Here is a 15,271-nt window from a genome sequence, read left to right as displayed (position 1 = left end):
GCGTGCGGCGCAAGCCCCTGTCGCTCGCTGCGTAAGCACGCAGTCGTTACACACTGTAACGAGACGCTGCTGACCTGCTGTGGCCTCGATTCAGTCGCGGAATCAGCCACACCAGCACCACCATCACCACGAGCTCGACACAGGTCTGCGTCACCACAACCAGTGCGGCGAGCTCAAACGGTGCGGGCAACGCAAGTACGAGCGGCAGCACCACGAGCGAGTTGCGGGTCACGCCGCTGAAGAGCACGGCGCGGGATCCGGGGCGATCAAGCCGCGCCACCCGGCTCGCTAAAGCTCCAAGGACCGCCATGATCGCGGCGAACAGCAGGTACAGCGGCACGGCCGCCGCGAGCCTGCCCAGGTGCGCGCCAATGCCTGAGATGTGGGCGGCGACCACGGCGGCGAGCAGCATCATCATGAGGGGCACCATGGCAGCTGACCCCACACGCATGAGGTCGGCGGCAGCGGGCCAACGTGCGGCCGCGAGCTGCGTGAGCACCGCGGCGGCGAGGGGCAACACGATGAACTGCACGAACGCCGTGGCGAGCGGGGCGAGGTCGATCGCGCTTGCCTGCTCGGCCCCCAGAAACCATCGCAGGTACACGGGCAGCAAAAGCATCTGGGCGAGCATGAGCAGCGGAGTCGCCGCGAGCAGCCGTTGCTGGGCTCCCCCGGCAAGCCCCGTGAACACGATGACGTAATCGATACACGGCGTCAGCAACACAAACAACACACCCACGAGCAGCACCTGGTCGTGCGCAATGAAGCGCGACAGCGCGAAAGCCACCGGGGGCACCAGCACAAAGTTGACCACCAGCAGGGTGGCGAGGAACCGCCAGTCGCGGGCGGCCCGCCGCATCTGCGCGAACGGGAGCCCCAAGAACGTGACGTAGAGTAGCATCGCGAGCACCGGGGCGACCGCGAGCTGGGCGATGCCGAGCCCCGCGAGCGCCCCCACTAGCAGAGCTGCGAAGTACAACGGTACTTGCAGGCGTTCCATGGGCGGGCTCCTTAGGGCGTGAGGCTCTCTAGATCACCCAGCCTAGGCCCGCGGAGTTGGGGCGGCGCGCGGCCTGGTTGATGTTGCATGGGGGCTGGTGCTGGCCTTTACGAGAGCTTCTCGTCTCTCTTTGTCTTTCATCGTGTTTCTATGGCCATAGGCTGAAAGCATGAGAAACCCTGCCCTCGTCGTTCTGTACGCACTTCCACTCCTTGTCATTGTGGCTGGAATCGCCATCGGTATATCTACGGGAGTTGAACACTCAAACTTTGACGCTGCCAAGGCCAGGAAAGACATCATCAAGGTCGTCGGCGACGAAGCACTTGCACCGACTTTGAACGAACTGACCGACACAGCTCAGATTCGTTTCGAGGCGGGGCGCACGCTTTCTCTCTCGGTAATGGCCGGAGGCGTATCGGGGCTGCTGCTTCCGATCGCCGTCACCGCCATTGGCAGATCTCAGAAGAACGCGACGCGGGAGCTCGCAGAGACGCTGCAGTCATTTCGTCGCGACTAGGCCGGTAGCCCAAGGGGCGCACGGCGCTGATCTGCCCTAAGAATGGGTGAGCTTCTGCGTCGGTGCCAGCGGAAGCTTGGACTCGCAGTCACTAGCTCCGGAGTATTCAGTAATTCCGGAGCCCTGGCGCCAGATCGCTCCGGAGTTAGTGAGAGTTCCGAAGTTGGTGCAGTCTTCGGCGCCAAAAAATACTGCGGCGACGCCCCGACGACGCTGATCTGCCAAGAATTGAGTAGATGGGCCGGGTTTCCCGGGCCACGGCCCACACCCCGCGCATTCAGCTCCGCAAATACCGATTCAATACCGTCCAAGCCGGGAACCCCCAAAGTGCCATGGGAGTGGTTATGATTTCCGGCATGGAAACTTCTTCTGGATCAATATCTTCGGTGTCGTTTTCGGGCTGGTGGCGGCCTCCGTCGGCTTAATCGTACTGTGGGTGGTAATCCGAAGCGCCGTGTTATCGGCTTTGCGTAAGCACTCCCAAGAGGCAGCCTCGATTCACCGCGGTCAATAGCCCATGAATCGAAAACCGCGAAGTCTTAGATAAGTCGAGCGGTACAGAACTTGCGCCGAAACACCCTGAAACTAAAAAGACCCCCACTCCGAAGAGTGAGGGTCTTGATTTGGTGGGCCCGGCCGGGATCGAACCGACGACATCCACGGTGTAAACGTGGCGCTCTACCAGCTGAGCTACAGGCCCTTGTTGAGTTGTTTTGTCCTTGCGAACTCCATAATCATATGAGGGTTCGCGCACCCTGCGCCAATCGGGCGTAACCCTCGCGTGTCTCGGCGAGATTCCGCGGTTTTATGTGCCGGGGGTGGGCCTCGCACAAGCGAAGCCCACCCCCGGCAAAACGCACTACTTACGCGAGTTCTGCGATTGCCTCGCGGTACGACGCGAAGTCACGAGCCTGGCCGGGGGCCGTCTCGAAGGCGGCGAGCACCTTGCGGTCTTCGCCGATGACGAACGTTGCACGGGTCGAGATGCCGGCCTCGTCAACGAACACACCAAATTCCTTGGCAACGCCACCGTGCGGCCAGAAGTCAGACAGGATCGAGAACTCGTAGCCCTCAGCTGCAGCCCATGCCTTCAGCGTCCACACCGAGTCAACCGAGATGCCTACGAGGCGCACCTTGCTATCGGCGAAGATTGCGAGGTTGTCGCGCAGTTCGCACAACTCGCTGGTGCAGATGCCCGAGAAAGCGAGGGGGAAGAATACGAGTGCCACGGGGCCCTCGGCCACGAGCTCTGAAAGCGTGAGCGATTCACCGTTCTGATCCGACAGCGTGAAATCGGGGGCCTGCGTACCTACTGCGAGTGACATGTGATCTCCATTCCAGGCGCTCGCGCGCCATCAAATTCTTCGGTCACACCACCTTATCCACCGCGCGGCTTACTCTGTGAGACGAATCTTGTTCGGAATCTGATGATTTCCACTACAGGAATCCGTTTTTTGTGGCGACATTCGCTAGTCTGGTAGATGGCCCGCGAATCGGCGGGATCGCCCGTGCCCGCCCAGCGCTAAACCCCGCGCTAATCCCCGGCACAGACTCATGGTGAATGGAGCCCTAATCTTGGCTGTGAACCCGCAGGATCCGTATGCACCGGATCGCGTAGATGTAGACCCACAGGAGACCACAGAGTGGCGCGAGTCGCTGGACGCCGTCGTCGACGAACGTGGCCCCGCTCGCGGTCGCGAGATTATGACGAGCATGCTCGCGCGTTCGCGCGAACTGCGACTCAGCGTACCGATGGTCCCGACGACTGACTACGTCAACACCATCGCCGCAGGCGATGAAGCCCCCTTCCCCGGCAACGAAGAACTTGAGCGTCAGTACCGCTCGTGGATTCGTTGGAACGCAGCAGTTACCGTGCACCGTGCGCAGCGCCCCGGCGTTGGCGTCGGCGGTCACATCTCGACGTACGCGTCGGCTGCTTCGCTGTATGAGGTTGGCTTCAACCACTTCTTCCGCGGCCAGGATCACCCGGGCGGCGGCGACCAGATCTTCATCCAGGGTCACGCCTCCCCCGGCATCTACGCCCGCGCGTTCCTTGAGGGTCGCCTCTCAGAGGAAGACCTCGACGGATTCCGCCAGGAGAAGTCGAAGGAGGGCAACGCCCTTCCCAGCTACCCGCACCCGCGTAGCCTGCCCGATTTCTGGCAGTTCCCCACCGTGTCGATGGGCATTGGCCCGATCAACGCGATCTACCAGGCGCAGACGAACCGCTACCTCACGAACCGTGGCATCAAGGATGCCTCGGATCAGCACGTGTGGGCGTTCCTCGGCGATGGCGAGATGGACGAGGTTGAGAGCCGTGGCCAGCTGCAGGTCGCAGCGAACGAGGGCCTCGACAACCTCACCTTCGTGATCAACTGCAACCTGCAGCGTCTCGATGGCCCGGTGCGCGGTAACGGCAAGATCATTCAGGAGCTCGAGAGCTTCTTCCGTGGCGCCGGCTGGAACGTCATCAAGGTTGTTTGGGGCCGCGAGTGGGATGACCTGCTCGAGCGCGACACCGATGGTGCCCTCCTCAACGTCATGAACACGACGCCCGACGGCGACTACCAGACGTACAAGGCCGAGAGCGGCGCGTACATTCGCGAGAACTTCTTCGGTAAGGACGAGCGTGCCGCTCGCCTCGTCGAAGATATGTCTGACGATGAGATCTGGCAGCTGCGCCGCGGTGGGCACGACTACCGCAAGGTGTACGCGGCCTACGCTGAGGCGCTGGCTCACAAGGGTCGCCCCACGGTGATTCTGGCGAAGACGGTCAAGGGCTACGGCCTGGGCCCCCACTTCGAGGGCCGCAACGCGACCCACCAGATGAAGAAGATGACGCTTGATGACCTCAAGACGTTCCGCGACACCATGCACATCCCCATTACGGATGCGCAGCTTGAGGCTGATCCCTACAAGCCGCCGTATTACCACCCGGGTAACTCGCACGAGGCGATCCAGTACATGTTCGATCGCCGTCGTGCGCTCGGAGGGTACGTCCCCGAGCGTCGCACCGAGCACACCGAGCTGGTACTGCCCGAGCTGAAGTCGTACGCGATTGCATCGAAGGGCACTGGCACGCAGGAAGCTGCGACCACGATGGTGTTCGTGCGCATGCTGAAGGATCTGATGCGCGACAAGGGCTTCGGCTCACGTTTCGTGCCCATCGTTCCTGACGAGGCGCGCACCTTCGGTATGGATGCGTACTTCCCCACCTCGAAGATTTACAACCCGCACGGCCAGAACTATGCGTCGGTTGACCGCGAACTGCTGCTCGCCTACAAGGAGAGCCCGCAGGGTGTCATGCTGCACGTGGGTATCAACGAGGCTGGCGCAACCGCGGCATTCACCGCCGTGGGCACGTCGTACGCGACGCAGGGTGAGCCCCTGATTCCGATCTACATCTTCTACTCGATGTTCGGTTTCCAGCGCACCGGTGACGCAATTTGGGCTGCCGGCGACCAGATGGCACGTGGCTTCATCATTGGCGCCACCGCGGGCCGCACCACGCTGACCGGTGAGGGCTTGCAGCACGCTGACGGCCACTCGCTCGTGCTCTCGAACACCAACCCCGCAGTCGTCTCGTACGACCCGGCATACGGTTACGAGATCGGTCACATCATGCGTTCGGGTATTGAACGCATGTACGGTGGCGTGCACCCCGACCCCAACGTCATGTACTACATGACCGTTTACAACGAGCCGATCGTGCACCCCGCCGAGCCTGCAGATGCAGACATCGAGGGCATCGTGCGCGGTATCCACCTCGTCAGCCCGGGCACCGGCGACGGCGTCAAGGCGCAGATCTTCGCTTCGGGCGTTGCTGTGCCGTGGGCTCGCGAAGCACAGGCGATCCTGGCAAGCGACTGGGGCGTCAACGCTGATGTATGGAGCGTGACGAGCTGGTCTGAGCTGCGCCGCGATGGCATTGCCGCCGAGGAGCACAACTACCTGCACCTCGATGAGACGCCCCGCGTACCGTACCTGACGCAGAAGCTGCAGGGCTTTGAGGGCCCCGTCGTTGCTGTCAGCGACTGGTCCACCGAGGTTCCCGATCAGGTGCGCCAGTTCGTGCCCGGCGATTACTCGGTGCTCGGCGCCGATGGTTTCGGGTTCTCTGACACTCGCGCTGCCGCTCGCCGCTTCTTCCACATTGACCGCGAGTCGGTCATCGTGAAGGTGCTGCAGCGCCTCGCTATGCAGGGCAAGATCTCGGCCGATGTGCCGCGTCGTGCCGCTGCACAGTACCGCCTGCTCGACGTCAACGCCGGTACTACCGGTGGCGCCGGCGGGGAGGCATAACCACTCATATGGAGGGAACGAAGGAGCAAGAGCTCGCCTGGCTGCGTACCATCACGGGCGAGCTCTCTACCCGCACGATCACCAGACTCGACGACACGCTGCCGTGGTACGGCAACATGCCGCCCAGTCGACGGTCGGCGGTCGGGCTCGTTGCACAGACGGGTATCTCCTCGTTCATCCAGTGGTATGAGGATCCGACCTCAACCCCGTGGATCGCGTCTGACGTGTTCAGCGCGGCTCCCCGCGAGCTGCTGCGCTCGATTAGCTTGCAGGAAACCCTGCAGCTGATCCGCGTGGTGGTCTCGGTGGTTGAGGATCGGGTGGCCCCGCGCAGTGAAGCGCTGCGCGAGGCCATCCTCCACTACTCACGTGACGTCGCTTTTGCGGCGGCTGACGTGTACGCTCGCGCCGCCGAGGCGCGCGGTCTGTGGGACGCGCGCCTCGAGGCGCTGGTGGTCGACTCGATCCTCACGGGCGAGAGCGACGATGAACTTCCGAGCCGGATCGCGGCGCTCGGCTGGCACGGCGACGGTGAGGTCGCGGTGCTCGTGGGCTCTGCCGATCGCGTCGTCGATGTCGATCAGCTCAGGCGTAACGCCCGGCACGCCGGAGCCGATGTGCTCATCGGCTTGCAGGGCACCCGGCTCGTGCTCGTGCTGGGCCGGATCGAACAGACCCGCCCGCAACAAACCCACTCGGGTGCGGTCGCAGACCCCCTTACTTTCCTCGAGATCGCTGAGCGACTCGAGCCCGGCTTCTCAGAGGGCCCGCTGGTGCTCGGCCCCACCGTTGCGAACCTGATTGAGGCGTCGCGCAGTGCGCGTGCCGCGCTCGCGGGCGTCGCAGTGGCGCGGTCGTGGCGACACGCCCCTCGCCCGGTGGGCGCAGACGATCTGCTCCCCGAGCGCGCGCTCGCGGGTGACGGACTCGCGAGGCGCACGCTGATCGAGCAGATTTACGAACCGTTGCTGGCACACTCCACTGAGCTCCTCGAGACGCTGTGGTGCTACCTCGACAACGGCCGCTCGCTCGAAGCCACCGCTCGTGAACTCTTCGTGCACCCCAATACGGTGCGTTACCGCCTCAAAAAGGTCACCGAATTGATCGGCTGGAACGCCACCGGCGCGCGCGAAGCCCTCATCCTTCAGTCGGCCCTCATTGCCGGTTCTATCGCCCAACATGGCCCTCGCCGCACGCAAATCCCCAAGAAATAACGCTTTCATACAATGAATTGCTTTTTTTATGGTGGGTTATATGCAGTGATTCGGCCCTTCATCTGAGAAACTGTAAAGCGTGATTGTTATCGCCTGCCCGGGTCAGGGCTCCCAGACTCCCGGTTTCTTGAATGAGTGGCTTGAACTGCGCGGTGCGCAAGAGTTCATCGCCGACGCTTCTGAGCGCTCGGGTGTTGACCTCGCCACGCACGGCACCGTCAGTGACGCCGACACGATCCGTGACACCGCGGTGGCACAGCCCCTCATCGTTGCTGCCAGCTTGCTGGCGTGGCGTGAACTGGCTGCACGCACCTCACTCGCGGGCGTCGGCGTCGCCGGCCACTCAGTGGGTGAGTATGCGGCGGCTGCTGCTGCTGGCGTACTGACCGACGGCGACGCACTTGCCCTGGTGGGCACCCGCGGCCGCGCAATGGCTGAGGCCGCTGGGCGCGAGCGCACCGGCATGGCCGCGGTGGTTGGTGGCGTCGAGGCCGACGTGATCGCGAAGATTCAGGCCCACGGCCTCACCCCCGCCAACCGCAACGGTGGTGGGCAGACCGTCGCCGCCGGCTCCCCCGAGGCGCTCGCTGCGCTGGCTGCGGATGCCCCGCGCGGCGCCCGCGTGATCCCGCTGCAGGTCGCTGGCGCGTTCCACACCGACTACATGGCGTCTGCGGTGCCGACGCTCGCTGCGGCTGCTGCTGGCGTCTCGGTCGCTGATCCGGATCGCCCGCTATGGACTAACTCAGACGGTACCCTCGTCACCGAGGGCCCCAAATTCTTGGAGCTGCTGGTGTCCCAGATTGCGCACCCCGTGCGCTGGGATGCCTGCATGGCGAGCTTCCAGGAGGCCGGCATCACCGGCCTCATCGAGCTTGCTCCCGCCGGAGCCCTCACCGGTATCGCCAAGCGCGCCCTCAAGGGTGTGCCGACGGTGGCCGTCAAGACTCCAGCTGACCTCGACGCTGCGATTCAGCTGATTGCCGATTCGGCCAACTAGGCCCTGAAAGGATTCTCATGGCTTCCCTCACTCAGCCGACAGGCCCCGCGCACACGCGCATTCTCTCCATCGGTGCCGCCCGCGGCGACATCGACGTGCCCAACGATGACATCGTGGGCCCCATCGACTCCTCTGACGAGTGGATTCGCCAGCGCACCGGTATCGTGCAGCGTCGCCGCGCCAGCTCAGACATCGGCGCAGTCGACCTCGCGGTCGCCGCAGGCGAAGAAGCCATCGTCAAGTCGGGCCTCGACCGCAGCGAGATCGATGGCGTCATCATCTCGACGATCTCAAACGTCGCCGTGACGCCGTCAATGGCGGCACTCGCAGCGCACCGTCTCGGCCTCACCCCCGCCGCAGCGTTCGACATCTCGGCAGCCTGCGCCGGTTACGTCTACGCCGTTGGTCAGGCCGACGCGCTCGTGCGCGCCGGTAACTGCAAGAACGTGCTCGTGATCGGTGCCGAGAAGCTCTCTGACGTCATCGATCCGACCGACCGCAGCATCTCGTTCCTGCTCGCCGACGGCGCAGGCGCTGTTGTGGTGGGCGCGAGCGACCACACCGGCATTGGCCCCACCATCTGGGGTTCAGACGGTGAGCGCTGGGACACCATTCGCATGACCTCCACGTTCGCAGAGTACCGCGCGAACCCGACCGAGGTGGCGTGGCCGACCCTGCGTCAGGATGGCCAGACGGTCTTCCGCTGGGCCGTCTGGGAGATGGCAAAGGTTGCCCGCCGCACGCTCGAAGAATCGGGTATCAAACCTGAAGAGCTGGCCGCGTTCATCCCCCACCAGGCCAACATGCGCATCATTGATGAGCTCGCGAAGCAGCTGAAGCTGCCCGAGTCAGTCGTCATCGCACGCGATATTGAGATGCAGGGCAACACCTCTGCCGCCTCGATTCCGCTGGCCATGCACGCACTTCGTGAGGAACACCCCGAGCTCTCGGGTGGGCTCGCCCTGACGATCGGCTTTGGCGCCGGTCTCGTCTTCGGCGCCCAGATCGTCGAGATCCCGTAACCTCGCGCGTGGCCTGCGCCTGGGCGCCAGGCCACCCCGTAAACTTTTACAGCCTCAACCCATATTCAAGGAGAAACAACAATGGCATTCAGCAACGAAGAGGTCCTCGCAGGACTCGCCGAGCTCATCAACGACGAGACCGGAATCGCGGCTGACGTCGTGGCTCTCGACAAGTCGTTCACCGATGACCTCGACATCGACTCGATCTCGATGATGACCATCGTCGTCAACGCCGAAGAGAAGTTCGACGTCAAGATCCCCGACGAAGAGGTCAAGAACCTGAAGACCGTCGGCGACGCCGTGGACTTCATCGTCAAGGCTCAGGCCTAAGCATTTCCCTGGCGGGGCGCAATAGCGCCCCGCCTCCAAAACTTTTCACCTACGTGGAGCACTCACACATGACGAAGAAGATTGTCGTTACCGGTATCGGCGCATCGAGCCCCATTGGTGGCACCGCACCCGAAAGCTGGGACGCTCTCCTCGCCGGAGCCTCCGGAGCAAAGTCCCTGGACTTCGATTGGGTTGAGCAGTACGCACTGCCCGTAACCTTTGCAGCAAAGGCCAAGGTGCAGCCCACCGACGTGCTGGCGCGCCCCGTGGCAAAGCGACTCGACCCCTCAAGCCAGTTCGCCCTGATCGCAGCAATGGAGGCGTTCGCTGATGCGGGCATCACCGAGCTGGACAACGATCGCCTCGGCGTCGACTGGGCAACCGGCATCGGCGGCCTGTGGTCGCTGCTCGACGCGTGGGACACCCTGCGTGAGAAGGGCCCGCGTCGCGTCTTGCCGCTGACCGTGCCCATGCTGATGCCCAACGCTCCCGCAGCTGCGGTTTCGATGCACTTTGACGCCCGCGCCTACGCGCGCACCGTCGCATCGGCCTGCGCTTCGAGCACCGAGGCCATCGTCAACGCATACGAGCACCTGCAGGCGGGCTACGCTGACGTAGTCATCGCCGGCGGCTCAGAAGCAGCGATCCACCCCATCACGCTCGCGTCATTCAACTCGATGCAGGCGCTGTCCAAGCGCAACGATGACCCGGCAACGGCATCACGCCCCTACGACATCAGCCGCGACGGCTTCGTCATGGCCGAGGGTGGCGCAGCGCTCGTACTCGAGACCGAAGAGCACGCACTCGCTCGCGGCGCACACATCTACGCCGAGATCGCCGGCGGCGGCGTGACCGCAGATTCCTACCACATCACGGCTCCTGAGCCCGAGGGCAAGGGCGCAAGCCGTGCCGTAGAGATGGCACTGCAGCAGGCCGGCGCGACCGCCGATGATGTGACGCACATCAACGCGCACGCCACGTCGACTCCCGTGGGCGACATCGCCGAGTACACCGCCCTCAAGCGCGTGTTTGGCGATCGCGTCCACGAGATTCCGGTCTCTGCCACGAAGGGTGCCACGGGCCATCTGCTCGGCGGCACCGGTGCACTCGAGGCGATGTTCGCGGTGCTCGCGGTCAAGAACCGCATCGCTCCCCCGACGATCAACCTCACCGAGCAGGATCCGGCGATTCTGCTTTCGGTGTCGGGTGACACGCAGGCACTGGGCGATGGCCCGCAGCTCGCGATCTCCAACTCGTTTGGCTTTGGTGGCCACAACGCAGTTGTCGCGATCCGCTCGTACAACTAGTCTCTAGCCACTCACCTCAGCCGCGGCCGCAGTATTCCACACCATCACGGGTTACGGAGTATTGCGGCCGCGGCGTCTCACGCATGCGCGGCGACCGGTCGCGCGATACGGTACTTGATATGAAGCCTTTTTTGCTCATCACCACGCGTGGTGAAGACACCGAGGCCGCAGACGAACATGCGGCTTACTGTCGCCTCACGGGCCTCCTCCCTGAGGACCTTGAATGGCGACGCATTGAGTCGGGCCCCCTGGGCACCATCAACTTTTCGGCCTACTCGGGCATCATCTTGGCGGGCAGCCCGTTTACGGTGAGCGAGCCAGCCGAACGCAAGTCGCCCACCGAACTGCGGGTGGAAGCTGAGCTCGCCGAGCTGCTCACCGAGGTCGTGCGCATCGACTTTCCGTTCTTGGGTGTCTGCTACGGCATTGGCACCATAGGTGCGCACCAGGGCGCCAAGGTCGACCGCACGTTTGGCGAGAGCTCACAGGCGATGCGCATCAGCCTCACCGAGGCCGGCCAACACGACCCGCTGCTGCACCAGCTGCCCGCCACGTTCGACGCCTTTGTGGGGCACAAGGAAGCGATCAGCGAGGTGCCCGATTCGGTCGTGGTGCTCGCCAGCTCACCCAGCTGCCCAGTGCAGGCCTTTCGGGTGGGCCGCAATGTCTACGCGACGCAGTTTCACCCCGAGCTCGACACCGCTTCGTTCACATCGAGGGTGCGCACCTACGCCAATCACGGCTACTTCGAACCCAGCGAAGTGGATTCGATCATCGAGGGCGTTGAACGCGCAGATGTGCGCGCATCGCACATGGTGCTCGGCCGCTTCGTCGAGGAGTACATCTCATCGGGTGGTACTGAGGCGATCGCTGAAGAGCCGCTGAACGAAGACGCGCTGTTCTCCGTCTAACCTTTGTTACCGGCGCCCCGACGCGACCGTTCGCCCAGCCTGCCCTACTCGAACAGCGCCTGCGCAATAAACTCGCCGCGGGCCGCGCCCGCAGGCACCGCCCACAGCCCCGAGCCAATGTGCCTGATGTATTCGTTTAGTAGATCGGGTTTCAACGACCGCTGCACCCGCACGAACGTGGCGGGGTCACGCTGATACGAGATGAAAAACAGCCCGGCAGAAAGCTGACCGAGCTCATTCGAGCCATCGACGTAGTTATAGCCGCGGCGTAGCATCCGCGCCCCGCCATTGTGCAAGGGGTGTGCGAGGCGCATGTGGGCCGCGATGTCAATCGCGGGCTGCGCCGTCTGTTCGGGATCCGGGGCAGTAAAATCGGGCTCCGTGAATTCCTCGCCGCCCGAGAGCGGCCCGCCCGCAAGCTTCGTGCGCCCAAAGATGCGCTCTTGCTCAGCGAGCGAGGAGCGATCCCACGACTCGATCGTCATCTGAATCTTGCGGGCCACGAGGTAGCTGCCGCCGCGCAGCCACTCGGGAGCTTCGTCACCCGCCCACAGGTGCTCGGCGAGTTCCCCATCATCCTCAGCCATCAGGTTCGCGGTGCCATCCTTGAACCCGAAGAGGTTGCGCGGGGTGTCTTGCGCGCGCGAGGTCGATGCGGTGCGGCCGAACCCGAGCTGGCTCCAGCGCAGGTGGGCGCGGCCCGCGGCGATGCGCGCGAGATTACGTATCGCGTGCACGGCAACCTGCGGGTCATCGGCGCACGCCTGCACGCACAGGTCGCCCCCGGTGTAGCCGGGCGCGAGCAGGTCGAAGGCGAACGACGGCAGCGGCTCAAATGCCTGAGGCAAGCGACCCCGGATCCCATACGGATCAGCCTCACCCGCATCGTCAGCTGCGCCCACAAACAGTGCACGGCCAAGGCCAAAGGTGAGCGTGAGGTGGCCCGATCCGAGCCCCTCAGCCTCGCCGGTGTCATCGGGCGGCAGCAGCAGTGAGTCTGGTTCGACGCCGGTGCCCACGGGCTTGCCCTGGGTCAGCATGCTGGCCGCTTCGCTCCAGTCGCGCAGCAGCGCAATCAGGTCGTCGCGGCCGGTGCCGGCGAGCATCGTAAACGAAGCAAAGTGCAGCCGGTCTTGGGCGGGCGTCACGATGCCCGCCTGGTGCGCCCCATAAAACGGCACGGTGGCCTGGCGGCCACCGTCTCGGCCACCCGAGAGCGCGGGCACCCCGGCGATGCCGGGCACTCCCCCGGCCGCGGCGATACCGCCGGTGCCGCCGACGAGGAGGCCGGCGGCACCGGCGCCTGCGAGGCCGAACAGCCCTCGCCTAGTGGGACGCACGGCCATCGTTAGCCCTGCACGACCGCAGCGGTGAGGCGCGACAGCGGCTCGCTCAGCGCCGTGAGCGCCGCCGCGAGATCGTTGCGTTCGGCCTGTGTGACGGTGTCGTACGACACGAAGCCATCCTCGTAGGAGCCGTAGGTCGCAAGCAGTTCGAGCATGCTCGCGAAGCGGTCGTCGAGTTCGGTCACGAGCTCGGGGTCGCCCGCCGCGAGCGGGCGCACCGTGTCGAGGGCGACCTGGGCGCCCTCAACGTTGGCCGTGAAGTCGTAGAGATCGGTGTGCGAGAACTCGTTCTCTTCGCCGGGAAGCTTGCCATCGGGGGCCGCGATCTCATCGAGCAGCCCCTTCGCGCCCTCCGTAATATCGGCGAGGGTCAGCGTGAACTCGGGGCTCGCGACTTTGTCCTTGAGCTCGGTAATATCAACCACCAACTGGTCGCCCACGACCTTGCGTTCGGCGGGGGTCAGCGGGGTGAGATCATCGTCGCCGGTGTAGCGGCCTGCGGCGACAGCCTGTTCGTTCCACAGATCCATCTCGATGCGGTGGAACCCGGTGAAGGGCAGGCCTTCTTCATCGGCGCCCGGCTTGCGGTAGTCAATCTTGGGGTCGAGGTCGCCAAACTGCTCGGCGGTGGGCTCGATGCGCTCGTAGTTGATGCGGGCGATCGGAAAGAGCCGCTTGGCTTCGGCGTCATCGCCAGCCACATACGCCGCAACGAACGCCTGCACCTGCGGCACGAGCTCTTCACTCTGCGCCTTCACATACGCGATGTACTGCGCAACGATGGCTTCTTCTTCGGGGCTGGTCTGCACCTCATCGCCCGTGATGGTGAAGGCGGCCTGCCCCACTCCGGCGCCGATCATGCCCGGCTTGCAGCTCGTGAAGTAGTCACCGGGACCGGCCTGAATGGTGAGGTCGCGGCTTGCGCCGGGGGCGATGTTCTCGACCTCACCCACGATGGTGAGCTCGTTACTGCCGAGCACATAAAACTCGCTCACCTTCTTGCCGTCGTTCTTAACCGTGAACGTGATGGTGCCACCCGCGGCCGTCGCGGTCTCGACCACGCAGTCGGTGTCGGTGGAGGTGACGGCAATGCTCGTCGCGCTGGGCGCGGCATTGGGCACGCAGCCGGTGAGCAGCAGCATCGTTGCAGCGGCGGCCGCGCAGGTCGCGGGGAGGGCGTACTTGTGGTGCACGGAAGATCCTTATGAGGTAGTTGGTGGGTGAAAGAAAGTAGGTTAGGCCGACAGTGCGACTTGCTGCGCGGCGACGGCTTCAGTACCGGCAGCGCCGTCGGCCGCGGCAGCGTCAGCGCGCCCTGCTGCCCGCTGCTTGCGACTCTGCGACGCGAATGAGCCGCGCAAAAATACGATGAGAGTGGGTACGAGGTACGCGAACCAAGCGAATACCTCGAGGCGCGTCATCTCGGGGGCAAACCCGAGCGTGCCCTTCAACAGGGTCGCCACGATGCCATCGGGGGCAATGAGGTGGGGCACCCGAAATGCCCACGCATTCTCGCCAAACCACTGCGCGACAAACGCGCTCGCGCCAGCGGGCGCAAGGGCGAACGGGCCGGGCAGCACGCCGGCTTCTTGTAGGTCGTGAATGCCATAGGCGAGCACGCCGGCCGCGAAAATGATGAGCAGCACGCCAGACCAGCGAAAGAACCGTGTGAGATTGATCCGGATCATGCCTCTAAAGAGCGCCCAGCTCAGCAGCACCGCCACCAGGATCCCCGAGACGGCGCTAACGAATCCGACGAGCGGTGAGACGTCGCTGGCGCGGGTCGTGGCCCAGATGAACAGGGCGGTTTCGATGCCTTCGCGGCCCACCGAGATGAAGCCGATGGCGGCGATCCCCCAGCCGGTGCCGGCGCGTTCGAGTTTGCTGTGCAGTTCGCCGCTGAAGCCCTTGGCGGCGCGCAGCATCCAGAACACCATCCACGTCACCATGATGACCGCGACGATCGAGAGCGTGCCGCCGATGATTTCTTGCGCACGGAACGAGAGCCCATAGGCGCCGTAGGTGAGGGTGGCGCCGATGATGAGGGAGAGTGCGACGGCGCTGCCGACGCCGAGCCAGATTTTGCGCACGGTATCGGGGCGCCCGGTGCGGCTTGCCCAGGCCAGCAAGACGCTCACGACGAGCGCGGCTTCGAGCCCCTCGCGCAGGCCGATCAATAGAGTTCCGAGCATCGGCCCTCACCTTCCCTCAACATGTGATGTTAGTAAGGCGTGCCTTACTGGAAAAACGTACCACGATTTTTGGGTGATGACTCGCTTCACGGCCAATTCGGTGCTGTGGGCAGCAAAAAGCGGGTGTGAT

13 protein-coding genes and 1 tRNA gene are annotated in these 15,271 nt (G+C 64.2%); 8 read left to right on the top strand and 6 right to left on the bottom strand.

Features of this window, described 5'->3' with window-relative positions:
- Nucleotides 1-46 precede the first annotated feature (46 nt).
- On the bottom strand, nt 47-1,000 hold the full coding sequence (locus tag JOF28_RS01955) for an arsenic resistance protein (protein WP_209704231.1): 954 nt from the start codon (nt 998-1,000) through the stop codon (nt 47-49).
- A gap of 169 nt (nt 1,001-1,169) precedes the next feature.
- Between JOF28_RS01955 and JOF28_RS01950 the strand changes: the two genes are divergently transcribed.
- Complete coding sequence (locus JOF28_RS01950) at nt 1,170-1,517, top strand: hypothetical protein (RefSeq protein WP_209704230.1); 348 nt, start codon at nt 1,170-1,172, stop codon at nt 1,515-1,517.
- A gap of 624 nt (nt 1,518-2,141) precedes the next feature.
- On the opposite strand, the gene JOF28_RS01945 is transcribed toward JOF28_RS01950, so the two are convergent.
- A tRNA-Val gene (locus tag JOF28_RS01945) sits at nt 2,142-2,217 on the bottom strand.
- A gap of 163 nt (nt 2,218-2,380) precedes the next feature.
- Entirely contained in the window at nt 2,381-2,842 is a 462-nt protein-coding gene (locus JOF28_RS01940; protein ID WP_209704229.1) for a peroxiredoxin, read from the bottom strand.
- A 250-nt stretch (nt 2,843-3,092) separates the two neighbouring features.
- Here JOF28_RS01940 and aceE point away from each other — a divergent pair, with 250 nt between their 5' ends.
- From aceE to JOF28_RS01905, 7 genes are all read left to right on the top strand, one after another.
- On the top strand, nt 3,093-5,819 hold the full coding sequence (gene aceE, locus JOF28_RS01935; RefSeq protein ID WP_209704228.1) for a pyruvate dehydrogenase (acetyl-transferring), homodimeric type: 2,727 nt from the start codon (nt 3,093-3,095) through the stop codon (nt 5,817-5,819).
- Nucleotides 5,820-5,827: 8 nt separating this feature from the next.
- Nucleotides 5,828-7,033, top strand: a complete 1,206-nt coding sequence (locus tag JOF28_RS01930) for a PucR family transcriptional regulator (protein WP_209704227.1) — start codon at nt 5,828-5,830, stop codon at nt 7,031-7,033.
- Nucleotides 7,034-7,112: 79 nt separating this feature from the next.
- Entirely contained in the window at nt 7,113-8,033 is a 921-nt protein-coding gene (locus JOF28_RS01925; RefSeq protein ID WP_209704226.1) for an ACP S-malonyltransferase, read from the top strand.
- Nucleotides 8,034-8,050: 17 nt separating this feature from the next.
- Nucleotides 8,051-9,055 (top strand): beta-ketoacyl-ACP synthase III, encoded by a 1,005-nt coding sequence (locus JOF28_RS01920; protein WP_209704225.1) that lies wholly within the window; start codon nt 8,051-8,053, stop codon nt 9,053-9,055.
- Between the two features lie 81 nt (nt 9,056-9,136).
- A complete protein-coding gene (locus JOF28_RS01915; RefSeq protein ID WP_017794148.1) occupies nt 9,137-9,385 on the top strand; it encodes an acyl carrier protein in 249 nt (82 codons plus the stop codon).
- 68 nt (nt 9,386-9,453) lie between these two features.
- Complete coding sequence (locus JOF28_RS01910; RefSeq protein ID WP_209704224.1) at nt 9,454-10,692, top strand: beta-ketoacyl-[acyl-carrier-protein] synthase family protein; 1,239 nt, start codon at nt 9,454-9,456, stop codon at nt 10,690-10,692.
- 119 nt (nt 10,693-10,811) lie between these two features.
- Complete coding sequence (locus JOF28_RS01905; RefSeq protein WP_209704223.1) at nt 10,812-11,603, top strand: glutamine amidotransferase; 792 nt, start codon at nt 10,812-10,814, stop codon at nt 11,601-11,603.
- A 44-nt stretch (nt 11,604-11,647) separates the two neighbouring features.
- On the opposite strand, the gene efeB is transcribed toward JOF28_RS01905, so the two are convergent.
- From efeB to efeU, 3 genes are read right to left on the bottom strand one after another with little or no spacing between them, the layout of a single operon-like run.
- A complete protein-coding gene (gene efeB / locus JOF28_RS01900) occupies nt 11,648-12,949 on the bottom strand; it encodes an iron uptake transporter deferrochelatase/peroxidase subunit (protein WP_209704222.1) in 1,302 nt (433 codons plus the stop codon).
- 2 nt (nt 12,950-12,951) lie between these two features.
- Complete coding sequence (gene efeO, locus JOF28_RS01895) at nt 12,952-14,142, bottom strand: iron uptake system protein EfeO (RefSeq protein ID WP_342452049.1); 1,191 nt, start codon at nt 14,140-14,142, stop codon at nt 12,952-12,954.
- Nucleotides 14,143-14,184: 42 nt separating this feature from the next.
- Complete coding sequence (gene efeU, locus JOF28_RS01890; RefSeq protein ID WP_209704221.1) at nt 14,185-15,141, bottom strand: iron uptake transporter permease EfeU; 957 nt, start codon at nt 15,139-15,141, stop codon at nt 14,185-14,187.
- Nucleotides 15,142-15,271: the final 130 nt, after the last annotated feature.

The organism is Leucobacter exalbidus (assembly GCF_017834145.1).
GTDB classification, from domain to species: Bacteria; Actinomycetota; Actinomycetes; order Actinomycetales; family Microbacteriaceae; genus Leucobacter; species Leucobacter exalbidus.
Note: the sequence above shows the minus strand (reverse complement) of the source record. Positions and strands in the feature narration are given on the sequence as shown.

Excerpts from the sequence above, each read along its gene's own strand:
- JOF28_RS01910 (WP_209704224.1), top strand. The coding sequence starts at position 9,454 with ATGACGAAGAAGATTGTCGTTACCGGTATCGGCGCATCGAGCCCCATT.
- JOF28_RS01930 (WP_209704227.1), top strand. The coding sequence starts at position 5,828 with ATGGAGGGAACGAAGGAGCAAGAGCTCGCCTGGCTGCGTACCATCACG.
- efeB (WP_209704222.1), bottom strand. The coding sequence starts at position 12,949 with ATGGCCGTGCGTCCCACTAGGCGAGGGCTGTTCGGCCTCGCAGGCGCC.
- JOF28_RS01905 (WP_209704223.1), top strand. The coding sequence starts at position 10,812 with ATGAAGCCTTTTTTGCTCATCACCACGCGTGGTGAAGACACCGAGGCC.
- JOF28_RS01920 (WP_209704225.1), top strand. The coding sequence starts at position 8,051 with ATGGCTTCCCTCACTCAGCCGACAGGCCCCGCGCACACGCGCATTCTC.
- JOF28_RS01955 (WP_209704231.1), bottom strand. The coding sequence starts at position 1,000 with ATGGAACGCCTGCAAGTACCGTTGTACTTCGCAGCTCTGCTAGTGGGG.
- JOF28_RS01950 (WP_209704230.1), top strand. The coding sequence starts at position 1,170 with ATGAGAAACCCTGCCCTCGTCGTTCTGTACGCACTTCCACTCCTTGTC.
- JOF28_RS01915 (WP_017794148.1), top strand. The coding sequence starts at position 9,137 with ATGGCATTCAGCAACGAAGAGGTCCTCGCAGGACTCGCCGAGCTCATC.
- JOF28_RS01940 (WP_209704229.1), bottom strand. The coding sequence starts at position 2,842 with ATGTCACTCGCAGTAGGTACGCAGGCCCCCGATTTCACGCTGTCGGAT.
- efeU (WP_209704221.1), bottom strand. The coding sequence starts at position 15,141 with ATGCTCGGAACTCTATTGATCGGCCTGCGCGAGGGGCTCGAAGCCGCG.